Raw genomic sequence first — 18,556 nt, forward strand, 5'->3', positions numbered from 1 at the left:
ATGATAAAATTATTAATAAGTTTAAAAACAAAACATAAAGTTTTACTTTTATTAATTTTATCTATTGTAATATTTTCAGTTTTTTTTTTAATTCATTTATTCTCACCTGTTCACGATCATGAGTTTGAAAGTATTAATGATATTATCAAAAATAATTTTATTATTGTTTTTTATTATGAAGCTGTATTTGTTTTTATAATATTTTTTTTATTAGTAATATTTTTATCTTATGTTGTAATTAAAACAGATAAATTGGAAAGAATAGTTAATGTTGATGAACTTACACGTGTTCAAACAAGACGAAGTTTCTTTTTTAATAATAGTGATAATGGTAAAAGAACATTTGATTATTTAATTCTAATTATTGATATTGATTATTTTAAAAGTGTTAATGATAGTTATGGTCATGAAGTTGGTGACAAATATTTAAAAAAATTTGGTCAAGAACTAATAAAAATTGGAGTAGATAGTTTAAATTCTGTAAGATTAGGTGGTGAAGAATTTGCACTACTTTTCAATTTAAAAGATATTGAAAAAAAATATGAAACTACAAAAGGATATAAAGGTTTTACTCTATCTCAAAAGATAAATAAATTTTCAAAATCTATTCATAATAAATTGAATAGTATTTTCTTAGATGATAATAAGATAGTAATACAAAAAACGTGTTCATTTGGTTCTGCATTACTTCCTGTTGATGGTAAAATTTCAGATTCTTTATCATACGCCGACAGAGCTTTGCAAGTTGTTAAAAAAAAAGGTCGTAATAATTATAAATTTGCAGATGATAAATTTATTAGTGTCTCTAAAGAATTAGATGAAATTATTACACTTGATGGATTAAGTGAAGCTCTTAAAAAAAGTCAATTAAGTTTTTATTTTCAACCTATTATTGATGTAAAAAATAATTCAATTAAATTTTTTGAATGTTTAATTAGATGGACTAAGCCTAATGGTACTATACTTTTACCAAAAGATTTCTTATCTAAATTTATTCACTTAAATGCAAGATCTATGAAAGAAGGTACTAGAATATGGAGAACGGTTTTTGATAAAAGTTTTAAAAATATTAATATCGATAAAAGGATAAAATTTTCAATTAATTTTCAAATGTCTCACTTTGCAAATATTGGAGCAGGAAAGCTAGTGATGGAAGAAATAGAATATATAAAAACTTTAATTGATAATGAAATAATAGTAGAAATTACAGAAGCGCAAAATACTAGAATTGATGACAAAGTGGCCAATAAGGAAATACAATATGCGAAAAATCAAGGAGTGTCAGTTGCTTTAGATGATTATGGAGTAAAAGGAAGTAATCTTGAACGTTTGATTAATACACCTTGGAATATCATTAAATTAGATAAACAGTTAATTGATAATGTTGTAACTAATAAACGCTCTCGTGTTGCGGTAGAAGGAATTAAAACAATGGCAACTAGATTAAATAATCAAATAATAGCTGAAGGAGTTGAAACTAAAGACCAGCTAAAATATCTAAAAGAAATTGGTATAAATTTAATACAAGGTTTTTTATTTTCCAAACCAATGCCAGGTAATCAAATTGAAGGATATATAAAACAATTTTCTGCTAAATATCAATAGACTAGTCTCTATCATTTTTTTCTTTTTCTTCTTCAATCAAAATTCTTTCAGAAGCTCCTTCTAGATCTTCGTATTGATTATTTTTTAACGTCCATAAAAATGCTAGTAACCCTATTAAACCAAGAGTAAGTGCAATAGGTATAAGATAGAGCAAAATATTCATGATTAAATTTTTTTCCTTTTTAGATTTAAACGAAAACTATTTCCAATTACAAATAATGAAGAACTTGACATTGCAATAGCTGCAATTAATGGTGTAACTAAACCTATGATCGCCATAGGAATAGCAAAGATATTATAAATAATTGCCATTAAAAAATTTTGTTTGATTAATAAAACTGATTTTTTTGCAACTTTAATACAACTAATAATTGGAAATAGTTTTTCACCTTGAAAAACAATGTCTGCAGTATTTTGGGTAATATCCATTGCGGTTGATGGTGAAATAGATACATCAGCTTCAGCCAGCGATGGGGCATCATTCAAACCATCTCCAACCATCAGAATTTCTTTATTTTGTAATTTTAATTTTCTAATAAATTCACTTTTCATTTCTATTGAAAATTCAGAATAATAATCATTTATACCAAGGTGTTCTGCTATTCTTTTTACTACTTCATTTCGATCACCAGATAAAATTATTGGAATAACTCCTAATTTTTTAATCTCATCAATTACATCCTTGGTGTCTTCTCTTAATTGATCCTCAAAACTAAAACAGATTTTTTTTTCATTTTCTACCGAAAGCCATATCTCTGAAAAAATTTCATCTTCATCTTTTTGAGAAGGACAAGACCAATTTTTTTTTCCTAGTTTTAATAATTTACCTTTAAAATATCCTTCCACTCCACAACCAATTATTTCTTTTACATTATCTAAATTAAGTAATTTGCCATTAAATTGATTACAAATAGATCTTGAAAAAGGATGCTTGCTATAATGTGCTAACGATGCTGCAATTTGTAGATCTTCTTCTGAGTATGATCCTATTAAATTAGGCTTACCCACTGTTAGTGTTCCTGTCTTATCTAAAATTACATACTTCACTTTTGATAATTTTTCCAAAGCATCACCAGATTTTAAATAGATACCTTTTTTCATAAGCGAATTATTTGCTAATACCTGAACGACTGGAACTGCTAAACCTAAAGCACAGGGACATGTAATAATTAATACGGTTACCGCTATTAAAAGTGAGGGTTGCCAAGCTAAATCAGCGAACATCCACCATCCAATAAATGTAAATAAGCCAGCTAAATGTACTATTGGTGTGTATAGTTTGGCTGCTTTATCAGCAATTCTGGTGTACTTGGATTTACTTATCTCTGCTTTTTCCATTAGTTTTACAATATTTGTGAGTAAATTATTTTCTGTAGATTTAGAAACTTCAATTTGAATTGGTGCTGAAATGTTAATTGTACCAGCAAATACATTATCGTTTATATTTGCTTTTCTAGGCAATGTTTCACCACTAATAAGACTTAAATCTATTTCTGTAGATCCATTTAGAATGATTCCATCTGCAGGTATTTTTTCTCCTATAGAAATTGTAATAATATCTCCTGCCCTTATGTCTTTTACCGGAACAATTACTTGTTTTTCATCCTTTATAACTGTTGCGGTTCCACCTAAGGCTGACAGTAATTCTTTAGCAGATTTTTTTGCCTTACCTTTTGCAAAAACATCCAGATACCTGCCAATAAGTAAAAAAAATAATAACATTATTGCAGAGTCGAAATAGATATGTTCACCATTATTAACTGTTTCAAATAGACTTATTAAACTAGTTAGAATTACTGCTAATGAAATTGGCACATCCATATTTGTATTTTTTTTTAGCAAAACCTTTAATGCTGAATAAAAAAATGGTCTCCCAGAATAAATTATTGCTGGTAGTGCAATTAAACTTGAAATCCATTGAAATAGTTCTCTAGTTGCAAATCCCATTGTCTCAACTGATGATGACCACAAGCCAACTGAAATTAACATTAAATTCGCTGCTGCAAAGCCTGACACTGCAATAGATCTTATCAAGACTTTTTATTCTCTTCAAAATCATTATCTAAATTATCAATATCATACAAACTTATTGGATATCCCAACTCAGATACAATTTTAGCAAATTTATCTGCTAATTTTTTTTCACCTACCCACTTAATTTCTAATTTTTCAGTAGACATATTCACTCTTACAAAAAAAACATTTTTTAAAGTGTAAAGTGATTTTTCAATAAGATGGATACATGAAGCACAATGAATATTTTTTACTTTAAAAATAATACTATTATTATTTTTTGGATCAATTTTAACAAAAGGAGAAAATAATTTATTTATATCTACTTTATTAAAATTCGTTTTATTGTTTGATATTTGTGTTTGTTCCATATTACTAATATCTTTACATCCCACTGTCCTTTTAAAGGAAATTTAATTAATTTTTGGAATTTACCATTTCTTTGTTTTTCTAATTTAATTGAAAAATCATAACCAGTTTGAGTTGGTCTAACTAAAAAAGCTGTAACAGAAGCTCCATCAAAACTATCTTTTTTTTCATTTTCTAAATAAAAATTTAGAAAATCATCTTGATAAATGATTTCACTTTTCCAATTTAAATCATTTTGTTTTTTACTAGCCTCAATTATTTTGTTGTAATTTAATCCTTGATTGTAAGCGTTCTCAGTTACTACACCTCTATGAGTCGAGGTTGCTAGATAAACAAATATGCTATCTAAAATTATCAAAATAACGAAGAAAACTATAAAATAATGAGGAAAACTGTTATTTTTTTGCTTAATCATACTAATATTTCCCACTAATAAATATGTTTTCTACTGTATCCGATATTTCATCATCTAATTCTTTAATATTGAAAATTACTTTTTTTCGAACCTCTTTATTTTTATCCGCTATAAGAAAAATACGATAATGACCAACACTATTAGCCACAACAGGTAAGTTGTTAGAAGATAAACTTTCTATACCTTGAATTTTAATTTTTGAATTTTTTAGACCTTCAATAGAGAGTGAATATTTCTTACTTTTAAATGATTTGTTGAGAATTTTAATATCATAACTATTTCTTATTTGACCATTTGAAAGTTTTACAAATAATGGATTTCTATTATGCAAAACATTAAGTTCTAAAATTGATCTATTTAACAGCATATAAAGAATTGCAGCACTTAAAATAAGAAGGATTGATAAATAACTGTATGTACGTCCTCTTAATAGGCTTTTTTTTTCTTTTTCATTTCTAAAACGTCTACCTTTATTTTTTTCTGTGTCATATCTAATTAATCCTGCTGGTAGATTAATTTTCTTCATAATCTTATTACATGCATCTATACACAAACCACAGGCAATACATTCCATTTGCAAACCTTGTCTTATATCAATACCCATAGGACAAACTTGAATACATTCTGTACAATTAATACAGTGACCTTTGTTCTCCCAACTATCACCAGCTTTATGTTTGCCTCTTGGTTCTCCCCTAAATTCATCATAACTTATAATTAATGTATCCCTATCAAACATTGCTGACTGAAACCGAGCATAGGGACACATATAAGTACAAACCTGCTCTCTTGCAAAACCAGCCATCAAATAAGTTGAAAAAGTTAAAACTACAATCCAGCTTAAAACAGACCAAGGAACATCAAAATTTATAATTTGTTCTAATAATGTTGGTGCATCATTAAAATAAAAAACCCACGCACCTCCAGTTAATATTGCAATTACGATCCAAGCTATATGAGTTGATAGTTTTCTCCATATTTTGTTAAAACTGATCGGTGCATTGCTTAATTTCATTCTAGAGTTACGATCTCCTTGAAAAATTCTTTCCACCCAAACAAATAAATCAGTCCAAACAGTTTGTGGACACGCATAACCACACCAGGCACGCCCCACAAGACTTGTGCTTAAAAATAATGCTACTGCTAAGAATATTAATATTCCAGTTAAGAAATAAATTTCCTGTGGCCATATCTCAATGAAAAAAAAGTATGCTCTTCTATTCGGCATATCAATTAATATTGCTTGATTTGGTATCTGTGGACCTCTATCCCACCTTATCCAAGGAGCAAAATAATAAACAAACAATGTGCAAGTCATAATAATCCATTTTATTTTTCTAAATTTTCCCCAAACTCTTTTTGGAAAGATGATTTTTTGCTCAGAAAACAAACGTAGTGGATTTTTTTCCAAACTTTCTTGCATAATTAATGTCTTATTGTGACGCTGATAGTGAATGAATATATAAAGCTAACATTCTTATAGTTGGGTCATCTAAACGATCCTCCCATGCAGGCATAATTCCATGTTTTGGCTTTTTAATTTGCGAAATAATGCTCGATTTATCACCACTACTATAAAACCAAATATTATCTCTCAAATTAGGAGCGCCCAATTCTTGAATTCCCTCACCATTGTTTCCATGACAAGCAGCACAATTATCAGCAAATAAGGTATTTTCACTTGATTGGTTGTTATTTTCATTGAGAGATAAGATGTATTCAGCCAACTCATTAATTTGCTCATCATTTAAAACTTCTGCAAACTCTGGCATTTCAGAATATTTACCTTCATCATGACCAGATCGAATACCATATTTTATGGATGAATAAATTTGCTCAACGTTTCCTCCCCACAACCAATCATCATCGTTTAAATTAGGATACCCCTTGGCTCCAGCGGCACCTGATCCATGACATGTTGCACAATTATCTCTAAATGCCGCTTTACCTCCTGCTACAGCATAAGTGTAAGATTTTTTATCTTTAAGTATTTCGTCAAATGAGGTTGCTTTAAAAAACTCTTTATAATTTTCTCTAATATCTAATATTTCTTTTTGATTATCTCTTAATTTTTTATATTGAGTCCAATCTAGTATTCCAACTGTGCCTCCACGGTAACCGCTTCCAGTCAAAGTTGGCCAAGAAGGATAAACAATCCAATAACCAACTGACCAAATTACTGTAACTATAAATACCCATATCCACCACCTTGGTGCAGGTGTATTTAATTCTTTTAAACCATCCCACTCATGTCCAGTAGTTTCTTGGCCTGTTATTTTATCAATCTCTTTATTGTTATTTTTTTCGGACATAGATTACTTTTTCATTTTTAATTGGTATAAATTTATGTGACTCAATTTTTTTTTTAAAATTTGGGTTAAATAACCAAATAACAACTACTAAAAAAATAGAGAAAAAAATAATTAGACCTAAAACACCTGCATTGTCAGAAATAAAACTTATCATTTTTTAACCTCTTCAACTATTTGAGGGTCATAATTTTTTAGATCCGCCATACTTCCTAAGACCTGAAGGTAAGAAATCAAAGCATCTAATTCTGTGGGTAAGTTTTCATTACCATCAAAATCTCTGATATTTACTTTTTCACCATATCTATTTCTTAAATTTTCTGCTAAATCTGTTTCTGGTCTTAATTGTGCAAGACCATCCTTTGAAGCATTTTCAATCATCTCCTTTGTGTAAGGAACACCAGTAATTTTTAATGCTCTCAGATGTTTTCCCATGTCATCAAAGCTTAAAACTCGATTACTTAAATGTTTGTAGCTAGGCATAATTGACTCTGGAACTACATTTTGAGGTTTGATTAAATGTTCTACATGCCACTCATCAGAATATTTACCTCCTAAACGTGCAAGGTCTGGCCCTGTTCTCTTTGATCCCCATTGAAATGGGTGATCATACATACTTTCTGCTGCTAAAGAATAATGCCCGTAACGTTCAACTTCATCTCGTAATGGTCTGATTTGTTGACTATGGCACGTATAGCAACCTTCTCTTAAATAAATATTAAATCCTTTAAGTTCTAAGGGTGTATAAGGTCTAACACCTTTAATTGGTTCAATTGTAGTTTCCAATCTAAAAAGTGGAACGATTTCAATTATGCCCCCAATTGAAACAGCTATAACCGTAAAAATTAATAATAGAATTGAGTTTTTTTCTAATTTTTTATGTTTTTCCATCATTGGATTTGAGCCTTTTGAGAAATTGTTGATTTATTTGTGCTGGGTATCTCTAAAGTTTTGATTAAATTGTAAATCATAATCAAAACTCCAATAAAGAATAAAACTCCGCCAATACCTCTAATTAGATAAAATGGCTTCATCGCCATAACCGTTTCAACAAAAGAATACTCTAAAAACCCAAGATTATCGTAAGCTCTCCACATCAAACCCTGCATAATTCCTGATACCCACATTGAAGATATATAAAAAACAATACCAATAGTGGAAATCCAAAGATGAATATTAACTAATCTTAGTGAGTAAAGATTTTTTTTATTCCATAAAACTGGAAACAAATAATAAATTACACCAAAACTAATAAATGCTACCCAACCTAATGTGCCTGAGTGAACATGGCCAATAGTCCAGTCAGTATAATGACTTAAAGCATTAACTTCTTTAATAGACATTAAAGGACCTTCAAAAGTACTCATCCCATAAAATGCTAGAGAAATTATCATAAATTTTAAAACAGGGTCTTCTCGAAGTTTGTACCACGCTCCAGATAACGTCATCATACCATTTATCATTCCACCCCAACTAGGCATCCAAAGCATAATTGAAAAAGTCATACCCAATGTTTGGGCCCAATCTGGTAAAGCTGTATAATGTAAATGATGAGGACCTGCCCAAATATATAAAAAGATTAAAGACCAGAAATGTAAAATAGATAATCTATAAGAGTAAATTGGTCGATTAGCTCTTTTTGGAATAAAATAATAAACCATTCCAAGAAATCCAGCTGTTAAAAAGAATCCTACTGCATTATGTCCATACCACCATTGGATCATTGCACTTTGAACACCTCCCCATAATGGATAACTTTTTGCACCAAATAATGATACTGGAATAGAAACACCATTAACCAAATGTAGAACTGCAACTGTAACTATGAAAGCAAGAAAAAACCAATTAGCTACATAAATGTGAGGTTCTTTTCTTTTTGTAAGTGTAACTAAATAAATTATCAAATATATTACCCAAACTATTGTTAACCATAAATCAGCATACCATTCTGGTTCAGCATATTCTTTACCTTGGGTAACTCCAAATAAATATCCTAAACCAGCCATTAAAATAAATGCCTGGTATCCCCAAAATGTAAAATTTGCCCATCCATCACCTGATAATCTAGTTTGGCAAGTTCTTTGAACTACAAAATAACTTGTTGCAAACAACACATTGCCACCAAAGGCAAATACTACAGCAGAAGTGTGTAGGGGGCGCAACCTACCAAATGTTAATAATGGTTCAAAATTTAATGATGGGAAAACCATCTGAAAAGAAATTAGTAAACCCGCTGCTAATCCTGCTACAAGCCAAAATATAGATGCGATAGTAAATTTTTTAACTATCTCATCATTATAGTTGATCATTAAAAAGATATATCTTTTATATTTTTTATTAGATTTGATGCAGATCAATCTTTATTTAAAAAAAAAAGGTTAAAAAATAATATGATTAATGAAATATTATATCTAAATGGCTATGGAATTTATATTTGGTCTGCATATATTTTTACACTTATAAGTTTTTCAATTTTACATTATTCAATTAAACGACAGTTTGAGAAAGAGAGAGAAATCTTTCGTAAAAAATTTGGTTTACTTGATAATGAAAAAAAACAGGCGGCTTACAGACAAGAAACTAATAGAAAATTATTGGCCTAAAACATAGCTTTTTGACAATATTTAGATTTATTAGATAGGAATTGATGAAAACAAATTACTCAGGTCTTATTTTTTTATTTCTTGGAATTATATTTTTGTGGAAAGATATTAACCAGGGAGCAATGATATCTCATAGCAACACTTTATTTTTAATTAATGAAATGACTTGGATGTGGTTTTCAATGGCGTTGATTCATTTCTTTCTTGTTAAAGAATGTAATTGTAAAAAATAATTTTAATTCATTTTATAAAGTTCACTAGTACTTTTCCAATTACTTGATACATAATTTATAATCAAATTCCTTCTAACTCCAAAAATATATTGTTTAGGTACCCCATGCCAAGTGTCTTTACCTGGAACAAACATAAATCCGGTATTCTGCTTATAAGGTACTTTTGAATTGAAAGTTAAATCTTTGTTATAAATTGTAGTTCCCCAATCTTTTGCATATGTGTTTGTGTCACTTGAAAGATAAATTAAGAATGTTAGCATTTTTTCTTTAATATCTAAATGTGGTTCTAACCAAAAATCACCTGTATCCAATGTATACTCAATTCGAAGTTTTCCTTTAGATAATTCTCTACCACTAATTAAACTTAGTGTATTAATAATTCCATCACTATTAAAAATTTCTGCAATTTCTTCCATACAATCATATTTTTTACAATTTTCATTATTAAAAAATATTCGTGTTTTATTATTGCTTTCTCTTTTACCCGAATAAGAATTTATAACTGGTGGATCAATTGGAAGTTTAAGAAATTTATCTACTAAATCTTTTGGTAGAACTTTATCAAATGCCCAGTGGTTGAATGGGTCTTTAATTGTTAAAGCATTATTTAAATTCTTTCTAACATCATTGTACTCTGAAAAATTTTCACATATTGGTTTATCTTTTATTTCAGTTTTATTTAGCATATCATTTTCTCACTAATGTTTGGGTTTAAAAAATTCTGTTTCACCAATAACCTTATTTTTTTCAAGTAAATCAAAATAAGGTGATTTTAGATCTTCAAAAGCTTCCTGCCATGTACCTTGAGTTGCAGCTTTTGAATATTCTGTAGATCTACCCTCGAAGAAGTTCATATGCTCAACAGCATTTAATATTGAATCTAACCAAGTTAATGGATTTTTTTTGATATTATAAATTCTATCAAGTCCTAATTGAACAAGTCTTCTGTCTGCAATCCATCTTATATAATCTTTTACCTCTTGAGCTTTTAGATTTTCAAGCGGTCCCATTTCAAACGAAACATCTATGAAGGCATCTTCCTGTAATACTGCTATTCTACAGGCCTCATAAATCTCATTTTTTAATTTATCTGTCCAAATTTCTTTATTTTCCTTAATGAACTCCTGAAACAATCTTATCATTGAATTGCAATGCAAAGTTTCGTCTCTCACTGACCAAGTTATGATTTGTCCCATTCCTTTCATTTTATTGTGACGTGGAAAGTTTAGTAAAATTGCAAAACTAGCAAATAATTGAACACCCTCAGTAAAAGCACTAAATATTGCTAGTGTTTTTGCAATATTATGCAGTGAATTCACATCACATTTTTGAAGGTAATCATATTTATCCTTCATAGCTTTAATCTTTAAAAATTCAGAATATTCTGTCTCAGGCAAACCTATTGTGTCTAATAAGTGAGAATAAGCAGCAATATGAACTGTTTCCATCGCAGAGAATACTGACAACATCATTTTCACTTCTGTCGGTTTAAATACATTCATACAGTGACCCATATAATAGTTATTTACCTCAACATCTGCTTGTGTAAAAAATCTGAATATCTGTTTTAATAAATTTTTCTCTGAAGCGGAAATTACTTTTTGCCAATCTCTTACGTCATCTCCTAACGGAACTTCCTCTGGCAGCCAATGAATTCTTTGTTGTGTTAGCCAAGCATCATAACACCAAGGATATCTAAAGGGTTTATAAATTGGATCACCAGTCATTAATCCACTTTTATTTGGGAGCTTAGATATATTAGAATTATTTTTTACTGTTTGTGTCACTTTTTAAATTTGATCAATTAATACTTTTGATAATTTTTTAGACTGTCCAAAAAATCTTATTTTTTTAATCAAGTCTAAATTAGATCTATCATCACCAACGATAACAAACCCTATCATTCCTAAACTCTTATGAGGAGTGCACCAATAAGCATAAATTCCTGGAATTATAAATTCATAACTTACATCTTCATTTAATTTAGATTTAAATTTTTCTACACCATCAGGTACACCACCTTTTATAAATTCGACGTTATGCCCTTTATCTGTTGCTTCCCAAAAAACTTTATCTCCAACATTAACATTTACGATTTTTTCAGAAAAAACCATAGACTCCTTATCAAGTCTATTAAGCATTTTTATATTTATATCTTCACTCATCGCGTAATTAGAAAATAATAAAAAAAGTATTAATATATATTTTTTCATGATGTAAACCGTTTTCTCCTTTGTGTTTTTTTTAGATTTTTAATTTCTCTGTTTAGTATGTCGGTATTATCTTTATAGAACTCAATCTCTCTTTTAAGAACATTGATAGTTTGTACAAATTTTTGTGATTCTTCATCCATTTCATCTTTGAGATATTTATTTTCATTTTGTAATTTTGATATTTTTTCTAATGCTATACTTTCATTCAAGCTTTTATCGTATACATACATATTATTAATCTGCAATTCTTGTGGGCTCCATTAGTTGTTCCATTAAATCATTATTCCATTTACCTGTTACTTTCACTTCAGCTTTTGCACCCAAGATAAATGCTTCAATAAGATTGTGGTTTAGATAAACATAAGTTCCTGGTTGTCTAAATTTATAAACCATTGCTCCCGCTGCACCCCCTGGTACAAACCAAGTTTCTAAATTAGTTCTAGGAGGATCATTAAACGATCCGTTTGGCCATACATAATCACCATGCCCACCAATTAAGTGAGGTCGTGTATCTCTATTTGCTTGTGCATGAATAAACATTACTGTTTCACCTACTTTTGCAGTCAAAGCGTTATCTCCCTCTAAAGCACCTTCTGATCCATTAAATACAACATGGGTAGGTGTTAATGTTTTCATCACCTCTAAAACATCACTAAAACCATCACCAGGGTGAATATATTCTTTGTAATTTCCGTTATCATCTTTTGGAAGATAAAAATCCTGTTCACCAATGTAAAATGCTTTGTCATATGTGATTGGATTTCCTTCTCTGTCTTTCAATCCATCTCTTGGTAAAACCATAACAGCACCGTTCATTCCTTTAACAACATGCCAAGGTACCATCGCACCACCTGGTGCACAGTGATAAACAAATACCCCTGGTTTAGTTGCCTTCCATCTTAGTACTACCGCTTCACCTGGTAAAATATGTGTAAGACCTCCTCCACCTAGAGCACCTGTTGCTGCATGAAAATCTAAGTTGTGCTCAAAGTTATTTTTTTTAGGATTGACTAATGTTAGCTCAATATAATCTCCAACATGGGCAACGATAAGTGGGCCTGGAACACTATCATTAAAAGCAAAAACTCTAAATTTTGTTCCTTGTTTATCAATAGTGATGACTTTTTCTGTAATACTCATTCTCACTTTAATTACTTTAGGTCCGCCTTTTGCAACTATGTTATGAGTTGGAACTAATGGTGCTGGCACAAGCTCCTGGATAACTACAGGAAGCTTGTCTGCCTCACCACTTTTTGCCTGTAATGTAATTAAAATTAATACTAATGAGATAAAAATAGAAATATAATTTTTTATATTCATAAAAACTACATTAATATTTGAATTAAATATTTATTTGATATCAATCAAAGTTTTTAGAATTTGATTTAAATCAATTAATTAAATTTTTAATAAAAAGTATATAAAAAAATAATGCTATTGTTGCAAATATTAAAGATAAAATTTTAAATAACTTTGCAGAGTTACCTTTAAAAATGCATGAGAAAGCACTAAAGACCACAAAAGGTAAATAGGTAATTGCAATTATCATCGGTAACGACATTCTCAATAAATATAATAAAATAAAAATTAGATACTTGATTCAAATCAATTTTAAATATTTTTGTTCTAGATCAATAAACTTAATTAACTAAAAATCTATTTGTAGCTCATGATTATCATGAGACGTATTTCTTTAATTTTTATTTTTTTAGTATTATTTTTGCCGTGTTTTTTTCTTTATATGACTACAAATCATCCAAATTATTACGGTCAATATGAAGAAAGTTCATACCTAATCACAATGAAAAATTTTATGAGATTAAATTGAATATCTTAAGACAATATAAGGAAGCAAAACAAAAAAAACTGTTAAGGTTACATGGAGAATGATGCCTTTGTAATGTGCTTTTGCAAAATCTTTATGTGAAACTTTAAAGAATGAATGATGTATCTTATAAATAAATCTTTTAGGAAAACTTCCAAATATAAATACTCGGAAAATTATAAATAAGAAATTAGCTATAATTAGCCATGCTAAAAAGTTTACTAAAAAATTTAAATCTAGCTCGCCCATTGATCCCACAGTTGATTATAAGTGTACTTTCTTTTGGTAAATAATTTACTATGTGGAAGTGTTGCCACTAAATGTATTCTATCCTCTTCTCCACCATTAAAAAAGTTATGGTATTTTTTGGCATTGACTATCCATACACCGCCATCTGCAGGTAGATGAAAAGATCTGTCTTCAATTACAAATCTGCATCCTGGATTAGTAATAATTGGAATATGTAACCTTGGTTCTGGATCTTTGTGCCAACTCAAAGTTGATCTTGGTCCTTTTTTTAGTATTCGAGTTCTTCCTAAAGCGAATCTTCTAGATAATATATCGTAAACAAATTTAAAATATGTATTTTCAAACTCTGGTAAAAACTCTGTAAAATTGTTTTCTTCAATATAATCAGCTCTAGCCACTTCTTGGCCTGAACTATCTGGTTTTGTCCAATAAAGTCCCCAAGAATATTTTCCTGAAGTACTATCATCATTACCTGGAATTTTATTAAGAGAAATGCTATCTATATGTGATACCGAACCATCCCCTTGATCAAATTTTTTGTTTCTTAGGATTTCTTTATAAGTTTTGGTTAATCTCTCTACATTAAATGATAACCCTGGAACCTTATAAACAAGATTTTTATTAATCATTATTTTGTATTAAAGAAATTAAAAAAAAGAAAATTGATGTAAATCAATGTTAATAAAATATGTTTTAATAAAAGTGAATTGGTTTCACCATAAATTTTATCCTACAATTCATATTGTCTCTACCTATGGTGAGACCTATCCTAAAAAGTATAAGGTGAGATTAAAACTGCAATAAATGTAACTAAAGAGCTTATAACAATTGCTATAATTAAAGTTGTTACAAGATTATCTATTTTCATAATTATAAAATAGATCTTTTTAAAAATATGATATTGATTTAAATCAAAACTAACATTGGGGTCCGGACCCATCTATTTTTTATATTATGGTATTTGATTGTAATCTAAACCAGTACCGCCTACTCCAGTCTTAAGATTAGAAGTAAATTCTGGCATATAAACAGCAATCAACATAACCGCAAATGCAATGAACATCATTGCAATCGCAATATTAGACTTACCGTGATAAGGTCTGTTAGTTAACATGTAGTTCATTATTACTCCTTTCGTTACAAATATATTTTTATGATTAATTTTTGCACTGATATGCATCAAAAAATATCAGTTTTGATCAAAATCAATAATTAATAATTTTGATATAGACCAAATTTTTTTTTTTCAATTTTGTTATTTTAAATTAATAGAAAGGAGAAACATGAAATCACTATCGATTATAGACACGTTAAAACCTTTTTCAGTTGGTTTTGATGATATGTTTAAACATTTTGAAGATATTCATCATAGAGAATTGGATGCGTTTGAAACTAACAGAGGTGGCTACAATATTACTAAGATAGGAAAACAAGACTATAATATTGAAGTTGCATTACCTGGTATTGATAAAAAAAATGTCAAAGTCAGTGTTGAAGATAATGTACTTATAATAAAATCTACTTCAAATAATAAAATTGAAAAAGATGATAAAGAATATCTTTATAAAGGTGTTGAAAAAGAAAATATCTGTGCCAGCTTTATTATTAGCAAAGATGTAAAAGTCAAAGAGGCAATCATGGAAAAAGGTTTATTATCAATTAAGTTAAGAGAAGAAAAACCTTTGCCAAAATATGTTAAGGAAATACCAATTACTAGCAGGCAATAATATTATGAATAGTCTCAGTTAAATACTGAGGCTATTTAATTTATTTTGAAAGATTGGATAATTTATCAAAATCGTTAATATAGATTTGCTTAGAAGATAAGACTTTGACTATGTTTGAAGTTTTTAATTTAGAAACTTCTCTACTTACTGTTTCAATTGTTAATCCTAGGTAATCAGCTATATCTTGTCTGGTCATTGGTAAACTTATTGGATTTTTTTGCCAGCCAATTCTTTTTCTTTGCTCTGATATATTCATCAAAAACTTAGCAAGTCGTTCTGTTGCATCTAATTTGCCTAAAACACCCATTCTATCTTGAGCAAGTGTTAATTCATGAGATGTTTGATTTAAAAGTTCCTTTGCTAGAACCATATTTTTATCAATGTAATCATCTAACTTTTTTTGTTCAAAAACACATACACGTGCATCCCCGATCGCTTCTGCACAATAATTATATTTGCCATTTTTATAAGAGCCAAAAAAATCACCAGGGTAGAGAAAGCCAATTATCTGAATACGACCATCATCAATTAATTGATAAATCTTAACATTCCCTTCAGTAATATTATAAATATTTTTTGCTTCATCTTGTTGTAAAAAAATATTTACTTTATTTTGAAATTTTTTCTCTGATGAAATACTTGAAAATTCTTTAAGTTTCTCTTCCTGTAAACATCTACAAAATGAGTAAGGTCTAATATTGCACTCTGAGCATCTGCTCTTTTCATTAAATTCTTTATTTAATTGTGCTGACTGCATACGAGAATATATAATTTTAACTATAAATTGTTTTTGATTTAGATCAAATAGTTCTTGGTAATTTAAGAATAAATAAGGACCATGCTTAGTACAAATAATATTAACAATTTACCAGGCTTAAATATTATAAGATTTAAAAATAATGATTTAAATTTAATAGGTATCTTGCCATTGATAGCTGAAGAATTTCCATCTTGGGGATTGGATAGACTAAAAAGCTATATTAGATTAGTTCTAAAACAAGATTCGAACGGCATATTAGTTGCTAAAAATGACTCTTCATACAACGTTGGTTTACTAATTTATTCAATACAAGATATTATAAATAAAGGCTTTTCAAAAAATACTAAAAAAGAATTTTCTAAATGTTTGGTTGTAGAAAATCTAATTTCATCAAGCCCTGTCTTAGAAAAAAAAGTTTTTCTACAACTTACTAATAAAGCTGTTGATATCGCTGAAAATAACAGTTGTGAAATTGTTGAGCTACCTAGATTTAATACTTCATTTGATTTGGTAAAAAAAAAATATAAAAAAAATATTATTAATTTTAATGGTTGGAGAACTTTTATTAAAATTGATAAAATTTTGACTGCTAATAAAGAGCTCTAATAAATTAAAAAACTTTCCAATCAGTTTTAAAGGTAACATAGTTTACTTGAATACAGCGTCTTTCTTTAACTATTGTCTTCTTTTCCATGCCATGCCAAGTATTAGGCCCACTGGTAAACATATATCCAAAGTTATTTTTGTAAGGAACTGTTTTTACTTTTTCTAGTTTGTCGTTGTAAAAATCTGTTCCAAGCTCTTCTGAACTCGTTAGTATTATTAACAAATATTAGTCCTGACATTAGTTTCTCTTTAATATCACAATGAGGTTTTAACCAAAATCCCTCTCGATCACAAATAACTTCAACTCTAACATATGAGTTTGATAAATCTTTATTGATCATTTTTGAAATAGTTTGATGCACTTCTTTAGATTGAAGTTCGTTAATAAATTTTACCAAATTTGGAAATTGTTTTTCATTTTCTTTTGTTACAAAACATCTAAATTTTATTGCCTCCCCTCCTGAAGCTATACCCTCTCTAAATTCAGCAGCCCCACCATCAATTGCTCTAGTTCCATCATAATTAAGATTATGCTTACTTACATCAGGAATATCTGCTTTGATAATTTCATCAATTGCACCATCTGTAAGTGCATTATAATATTCCCAATGATCAAAAGGAAATTCATGTTTCTTTGATTGATTTTGAATTGAATCTAAAAGTGACATTATGAATTAATTTTTTGTTTGATAATACTTGCTACTCTATTCGTTTCGTCTAATTTTTGATAGTTCCAATTTTCAATCTCTTCACCTAAAATTCTAGTTATATTTAATTCTCGAAATAAATTTCTAAATCTTTGAAATCTTTTGTCATTTTTTTTAGGCAAAATATTAGCTACATAAATAGGTTTTCCCGTTAAAGCTGCCTCAGATATCATTGAGCTAGAGTCGCATGTAACAATAATGTTTTCAGCAATTGCTAAGGCTGATAGATAGGCTTTTTTATCAACATCCATTATAACTGTATGATTGTCTCCAAAAAATTGTTTAGCATAATGAATGGTATTTATCGGTGTCCTCATTGATGGAATTACTACCAGTTGAAAATCATGTTTTTTTAATAATTTATCTAACACCGTAAAAATATTTTTTATATTTTTTATAGAGTAATCGTAATATTTTGTGGGACCCCCTAAGATTAAAGTCCAAACTTTTCTTTGATCTTTTTTAATGAATGATTGTAGATAATCTTTATTTTCATTGATTTCACTTTCAGTAAGATAATGAATGGCACCTTTGGTGCTAATAACATTTTTGCCATCTATTGCATCATGTTCAGGGGCAACAATAAAATCAAAATGATTTAGATCTACTTTTGGATCTTGAATATGAATATTAAATACTTTTTTATTAGCTGTATTTTTTAAATGGATTGAAGGAATAACACTTTTCCGACCACAAGAAATAATCACATCAAAATCATCCTGGTTAATTTTTTTATAAACGTTCTGCGAAATCGGTGTAAGCTTTGGAGGAATCACTTTCCAAAAACTATTTGGTTCAACCGTGTGGTGTGTAAAATCAACATCTAAAGCTTTGGCCAAACCTTCTACCTGACTAATCATGCCATGCATTCCTTGAGTTAATAATATGCCTTTTAATTTAGTCATTAATCACTATATAGCTT

Annotated in this window: 24 protein-coding genes and 1 pseudogene; 5 read left to right on the forward strand and 20 right to left on the reverse strand. The window is 28.9% G+C overall.

What is annotated here, in order from left to right; all coding sequences use genetic code 11:
* Complete coding sequence (locus ACIJYB_RS05770) at positions 1-1,605, forward strand: EAL domain-containing protein (protein ID WP_435150502.1); 1,605 nt, start codon at positions 1-3, stop codon at positions 1,603-1,605.
* Between the two features lies 1 nt (position 1,606).
* Here the strand turns inward: ACIJYB_RS05770 and ccoS are convergent, their stop codons facing one another.
* The 9 genes from ccoS to ccoN are packed head-to-tail and all read right to left on the reverse strand — an operon-like array spanning position 1,607 to position 9,020.
* Positions 1,607-1,768 carry a cbb3-type cytochrome oxidase assembly protein CcoS gene (ccoS, locus tag ACIJYB_RS05775; RefSeq protein WP_435085395.1) on the reverse strand — a complete coding sequence of 54 codons (162 nt, stop codon included), beginning with the start codon at positions 1,766-1,768 and terminating at the stop codon, positions 1,607-1,609.
* Between the two features lie 2 nt (positions 1,769-1,770).
* The gene (locus ACIJYB_RS05780) at positions 1,771-3,639 is read right to left on the reverse strand and encodes a copper-translocating P-type ATPase (RefSeq protein ID WP_435150504.1); all 1,869 of its coding nucleotides are present in this window, start codon (positions 3,637-3,639) and stop codon (positions 1,771-1,773) included.
* The gene (locus ACIJYB_RS05785) at positions 3,636-3,989 is read right to left on the reverse strand and encodes a cation transporter (protein ID WP_435150506.1); all 354 of its coding nucleotides are present in this window, start codon (positions 3,987-3,989) and stop codon (positions 3,636-3,638) included. Before ACIJYB_RS05785 ends, ACIJYB_RS05780 begins: the two co-directional genes overlap by 4 nt.
* The gene (locus ACIJYB_RS05790) at positions 3,941-4,402 is read right to left on the reverse strand and encodes a FixH family protein (RefSeq protein ID WP_435113482.1); all 462 of its coding nucleotides are present in this window, start codon (positions 4,400-4,402) and stop codon (positions 3,941-3,943) included. The genes ACIJYB_RS05785 and ACIJYB_RS05790 overlap by 49 nt, the downstream gene beginning before the upstream one ends.
* A gap of 1 nt (position 4,403) precedes the next feature.
* Entirely contained in the window at positions 4,404-5,825 is a 1,422-nt protein-coding gene (ccoG, locus tag ACIJYB_RS05795; RefSeq protein WP_435150507.1) for a cytochrome c oxidase accessory protein CcoG, read from the reverse strand.
* A 10-nt stretch (positions 5,826-5,835) separates the two neighbouring features.
* Positions 5,836-6,714 carry a cytochrome-c oxidase, cbb3-type subunit III gene (gene ccoP, locus ACIJYB_RS05800; RefSeq protein WP_435096052.1) on the reverse strand — a complete coding sequence of 293 codons (879 nt, stop codon included), beginning with the start codon at positions 6,712-6,714 and terminating at the stop codon, positions 5,836-5,838.
* Complete coding sequence (locus ACIJYB_RS05805; protein WP_435150509.1) at positions 6,698-6,868, reverse strand: cbb3-type cytochrome c oxidase subunit 3; 171 nt, start codon at positions 6,866-6,868, stop codon at positions 6,698-6,700. Before ACIJYB_RS05805 ends, ccoP begins: the two co-directional genes overlap by 17 nt.
* On the reverse strand, positions 6,865-7,605 hold the full coding sequence (gene ccoO, locus ACIJYB_RS05810; protein ID WP_435087870.1) for a cytochrome-c oxidase, cbb3-type subunit II: 741 nt from the start codon (positions 7,603-7,605) through the stop codon (positions 6,865-6,867). Before ccoO ends, ACIJYB_RS05805 begins: the two co-directional genes overlap by 4 nt.
* Positions 7,602-9,020, reverse strand: coding sequence for a cytochrome-c oxidase, cbb3-type subunit I (ccoN, locus tag ACIJYB_RS05815; RefSeq protein ID WP_435150511.1), 1,419 nt, complete (start codon positions 9,018-9,020; stop codon positions 7,602-7,604). Before ccoN ends, ccoO begins: the two co-directional genes overlap by 4 nt.
* 81 nt (positions 9,021-9,101) lie before the next feature.
* Between ccoN and ACIJYB_RS05820 the strand changes: the two genes are divergently transcribed.
* Together ACIJYB_RS05820 and ACIJYB_RS05825 are read left to right on the forward strand one after the other, a co-directional pair.
* The gene (locus tag ACIJYB_RS05820; RefSeq protein WP_435089843.1) at positions 9,102-9,314 is read left to right on the forward strand and encodes a heme exporter protein CcmD; all 213 of its coding nucleotides are present in this window, start codon (positions 9,102-9,104) and stop codon (positions 9,312-9,314) included.
* A 44-nt stretch (positions 9,315-9,358) separates the two neighbouring features.
* Positions 9,359-9,547, forward strand: a complete 189-nt coding sequence (locus ACIJYB_RS05825) for a hypothetical protein (RefSeq protein WP_435150513.1) — start codon at positions 9,359-9,361, stop codon at positions 9,545-9,547.
* 2 nt (positions 9,548-9,549) lie between these two features.
* Here the strand turns inward: ACIJYB_RS05825 and ACIJYB_RS05830 are convergent, their stop codons facing one another.
* From ACIJYB_RS05830 to ACIJYB_RS05865, 8 genes are all read right to left on the reverse strand, one after another.
* Entirely contained in the window at positions 9,550-10,233 is a 684-nt protein-coding gene (locus tag ACIJYB_RS05830) for a 2OG-Fe(II) oxygenase (protein ID WP_435150514.1), read from the reverse strand.
* Positions 10,234-10,245: 12 nt separating this feature from the next.
* Positions 10,246-11,274 carry a ribonucleotide-diphosphate reductase subunit beta gene (locus ACIJYB_RS05835; protein ID WP_435152554.1) on the reverse strand — a complete coding sequence of 343 codons (1,029 nt, stop codon included), beginning with the start codon at positions 11,272-11,274 and terminating at the stop codon, positions 10,246-10,248.
* Positions 11,275-11,337: 63 nt separating this feature from the next.
* Positions 11,338-11,760: a plastocyanin/azurin family copper-binding protein gene (locus tag ACIJYB_RS05840; RefSeq protein ID WP_435150516.1), complete on the reverse strand. Its 423-nt coding sequence runs from the start codon at positions 11,758-11,760 to the stop codon at positions 11,338-11,340.
* Positions 11,757-11,990, reverse strand: coding sequence for a hypothetical protein (locus tag ACIJYB_RS05845; RefSeq protein WP_435150518.1), 234 nt, complete (start codon positions 11,988-11,990; stop codon positions 11,757-11,759). The genes ACIJYB_RS05840 and ACIJYB_RS05845 overlap by 4 nt, the downstream gene beginning before the upstream one ends.
* A 4-nt stretch (positions 11,991-11,994) precedes the next feature.
* On the reverse strand, positions 11,995-13,080 hold the full coding sequence (nirK, locus tag ACIJYB_RS05850) for a copper-containing nitrite reductase (protein WP_435150520.1): 1,086 nt from the start codon (positions 13,078-13,080) through the stop codon (positions 11,995-11,997).
* Between the two features lie 499 nt (positions 13,081-13,579).
* On the reverse strand, positions 13,580-13,834 hold the full coding sequence (locus ACIJYB_RS05855) for a DUF6868 family protein (RefSeq protein ID WP_435150522.1): 255 nt from the start codon (positions 13,832-13,834) through the stop codon (positions 13,580-13,582).
* Positions 13,822-14,463: an aspartyl/asparaginyl beta-hydroxylase domain-containing protein gene (locus tag ACIJYB_RS05860; RefSeq protein WP_435150523.1), complete on the reverse strand. Its 642-nt coding sequence runs from the start codon at positions 14,461-14,463 to the stop codon at positions 13,822-13,824. Before ACIJYB_RS05860 ends, ACIJYB_RS05855 begins: the two co-directional genes overlap by 13 nt.
* Before the next feature lie 323 nt (positions 14,464-14,786).
* On the reverse strand, positions 14,787-15,014 hold the full coding sequence (locus ACIJYB_RS05865; RefSeq protein ID WP_435150525.1) for a hypothetical protein: 228 nt from the start codon (positions 15,012-15,014) through the stop codon (positions 14,787-14,789).
* 103 nt (positions 15,015-15,117) lie between these two features.
* On the opposite strand from ACIJYB_RS05865, the gene ACIJYB_RS05870 reads away from it, so the two are divergent.
* On the forward strand, positions 15,118-15,561 hold the full coding sequence (locus tag ACIJYB_RS05870) for an Hsp20 family protein (RefSeq protein WP_435150527.1): 444 nt from the start codon (positions 15,118-15,120) through the stop codon (positions 15,559-15,561).
* Between the two features lie 40 nt (positions 15,562-15,601).
* On the opposite strand, the gene ACIJYB_RS05875 is transcribed toward ACIJYB_RS05870, so the two are convergent.
* A complete protein-coding gene (locus tag ACIJYB_RS05875) occupies positions 15,602-16,318 on the reverse strand; it encodes a Crp/Fnr family transcriptional regulator (protein WP_435150528.1) in 717 nt (238 codons plus the stop codon).
* A gap of 81 nt (positions 16,319-16,399) precedes the next feature.
* Here ACIJYB_RS05875 and ACIJYB_RS05880 point away from each other — a divergent pair, with 81 nt between their 5' ends.
* On the forward strand, positions 16,400-16,927 hold the full coding sequence (locus ACIJYB_RS05880) for a hypothetical protein (RefSeq protein ID WP_435150530.1): 528 nt from the start codon (positions 16,400-16,402) through the stop codon (positions 16,925-16,927).
* Positions 16,928-16,931: 4 nt separating this feature from the next.
* Here the strand turns inward: ACIJYB_RS05880 and ACIJYB_RS05885 are convergent.
* A pseudogene (locus ACIJYB_RS05885) lies at positions 16,932-17,595 on the reverse strand (hypothetical protein).
* The gene (locus tag ACIJYB_RS05890) at positions 17,595-18,539 is read right to left on the reverse strand and encodes a mitochondrial fission ELM1 family protein (RefSeq protein WP_435150532.1); all 945 of its coding nucleotides are present in this window, start codon (positions 18,537-18,539) and stop codon (positions 17,595-17,597) included. The pseudogene ACIJYB_RS05885 and the gene ACIJYB_RS05890 overlap by 1 nt, the downstream one beginning before the upstream one ends.
* Between the last annotated feature and the right edge of the window lie 17 nt (positions 18,540-18,556).

It is taken from the genome of Candidatus Pelagibacter bacterium nBUS_44 (assembly GCF_051200895.1).
Lineage (GTDB): Bacteria > Pseudomonadota > Alphaproteobacteria > Pelagibacterales > Pelagibacteraceae > Pelagibacter.

Coding starts and splice junctions, on each gene's coding strand:
- ACIJYB_RS05860 (WP_435150523.1), bottom strand. CDS start 14,463: ATGATTAATAAAAATCTTGTTTATAAGGTTCCAGGGTTATCATTTAAT.
- ccoO (WP_435087870.1), bottom strand. CDS start 7,605: ATGATGGAAAAACATAAAAAATTAGAAAAAAACTCAATTCTATTATTA.
- ACIJYB_RS05870 (WP_435150527.1), top strand. CDS start 15,118: ATGAAATCACTATCGATTATAGACACGTTAAAACCTTTTTCAGTTGGT.
- ACIJYB_RS05840 (WP_435150516.1), bottom strand. CDS start 11,760: ATGAAAAAATATATATTAATACTTTTTTTATTATTTTCTAATTACGCG.
- ACIJYB_RS05830 (WP_435150514.1), bottom strand. CDS start 10,233: ATGCTAAATAAAACTGAAATAAAAGATAAACCAATATGTGAAAATTTT.
- ACIJYB_RS05790 (WP_435113482.1), bottom strand. CDS start 4,402: ATGATTAAGCAAAAAAATAACAGTTTTCCTCATTATTTTATAGTTTTC.
- ACIJYB_RS05785 (WP_435150506.1), bottom strand. CDS start 3,989: ATGGAACAAACACAAATATCAAACAATAAAACGAATTTTAATAAAGTA.
- ACIJYB_RS05845 (WP_435150518.1), bottom strand. CDS start 11,990: ATGTATGTATACGATAAAAGCTTGAATGAAAGTATAGCATTAGAAAAA.
- ACIJYB_RS05770 (WP_435150502.1), top strand. CDS start 1: ATGATAAAATTATTAATAAGTTTAAAAACAAAACATAAAGTTTTACTT.
- ccoG (WP_435150507.1), bottom strand. CDS start 5,825: ATGCAAGAAAGTTTGGAAAAAAATCCACTACGTTTGTTTTCTGAGCAA.
- ACIJYB_RS05820 (WP_435089843.1), top strand. CDS start 9,102: ATGATTAATGAAATATTATATCTAAATGGCTATGGAATTTATATTTGG.
- ccoP (WP_435096052.1), bottom strand. CDS start 6,714: ATGTCCGAAAAAAATAACAATAAAGAGATTGATAAAATAACAGGCCAA.
- ACIJYB_RS05855 (WP_435150522.1), bottom strand. CDS start 13,834: ATGGGCGAGCTAGATTTAAATTTTTTAGTAAACTTTTTAGCATGGCTA.
- ACIJYB_RS05875 (WP_435150528.1), bottom strand. CDS start 16,318: ATGCAGTCAGCACAATTAAATAAAGAATTTAATGAAAAGAGCAGATGC.
- ACIJYB_RS05880 (WP_435150530.1), top strand. CDS start 16,400: ATGCTTAGTACAAATAATATTAACAATTTACCAGGCTTAAATATTATA.
- ACIJYB_RS05890 (WP_435150532.1), bottom strand. CDS start 18,539: ATGACTAAATTAAAAGGCATATTATTAACTCAAGGAATGCATGGCATG.
- ACIJYB_RS05835 (WP_435152554.1), bottom strand. CDS start 11,274: ATGACTGGTGATCCAATTTATAAACCCTTTAGATATCCTTGGTGTTAT.
- nirK (WP_435150520.1), bottom strand. CDS start 13,080: ATGAATATAAAAAATTATATTTCTATTTTTATCTCATTAGTATTAATT.
- ccoN (WP_435150511.1), bottom strand. CDS start 9,020: ATGATCAACTATAATGATGAGATAGTTAAAAAATTTACTATCGCATCT.
- ACIJYB_RS05825 (WP_435150513.1), top strand. CDS start 9,359: ATGAAAACAAATTACTCAGGTCTTATTTTTTTATTTCTTGGAATTATA.
- ACIJYB_RS05865 (WP_435150525.1), bottom strand. CDS start 15,014: ATGCATATCAGTGCAAAAATTAATCATAAAAATATATTTGTAACGAAA.
- ccoS (WP_435085395.1), bottom strand. CDS start 1,768: ATGAATATTTTGCTCTATCTTATACCTATTGCACTTACTCTTGGTTTA.
- ACIJYB_RS05805 (WP_435150509.1), bottom strand. CDS start 6,868: ATGATAAGTTTTATTTCTGACAATGCAGGTGTTTTAGGTCTAATTATT.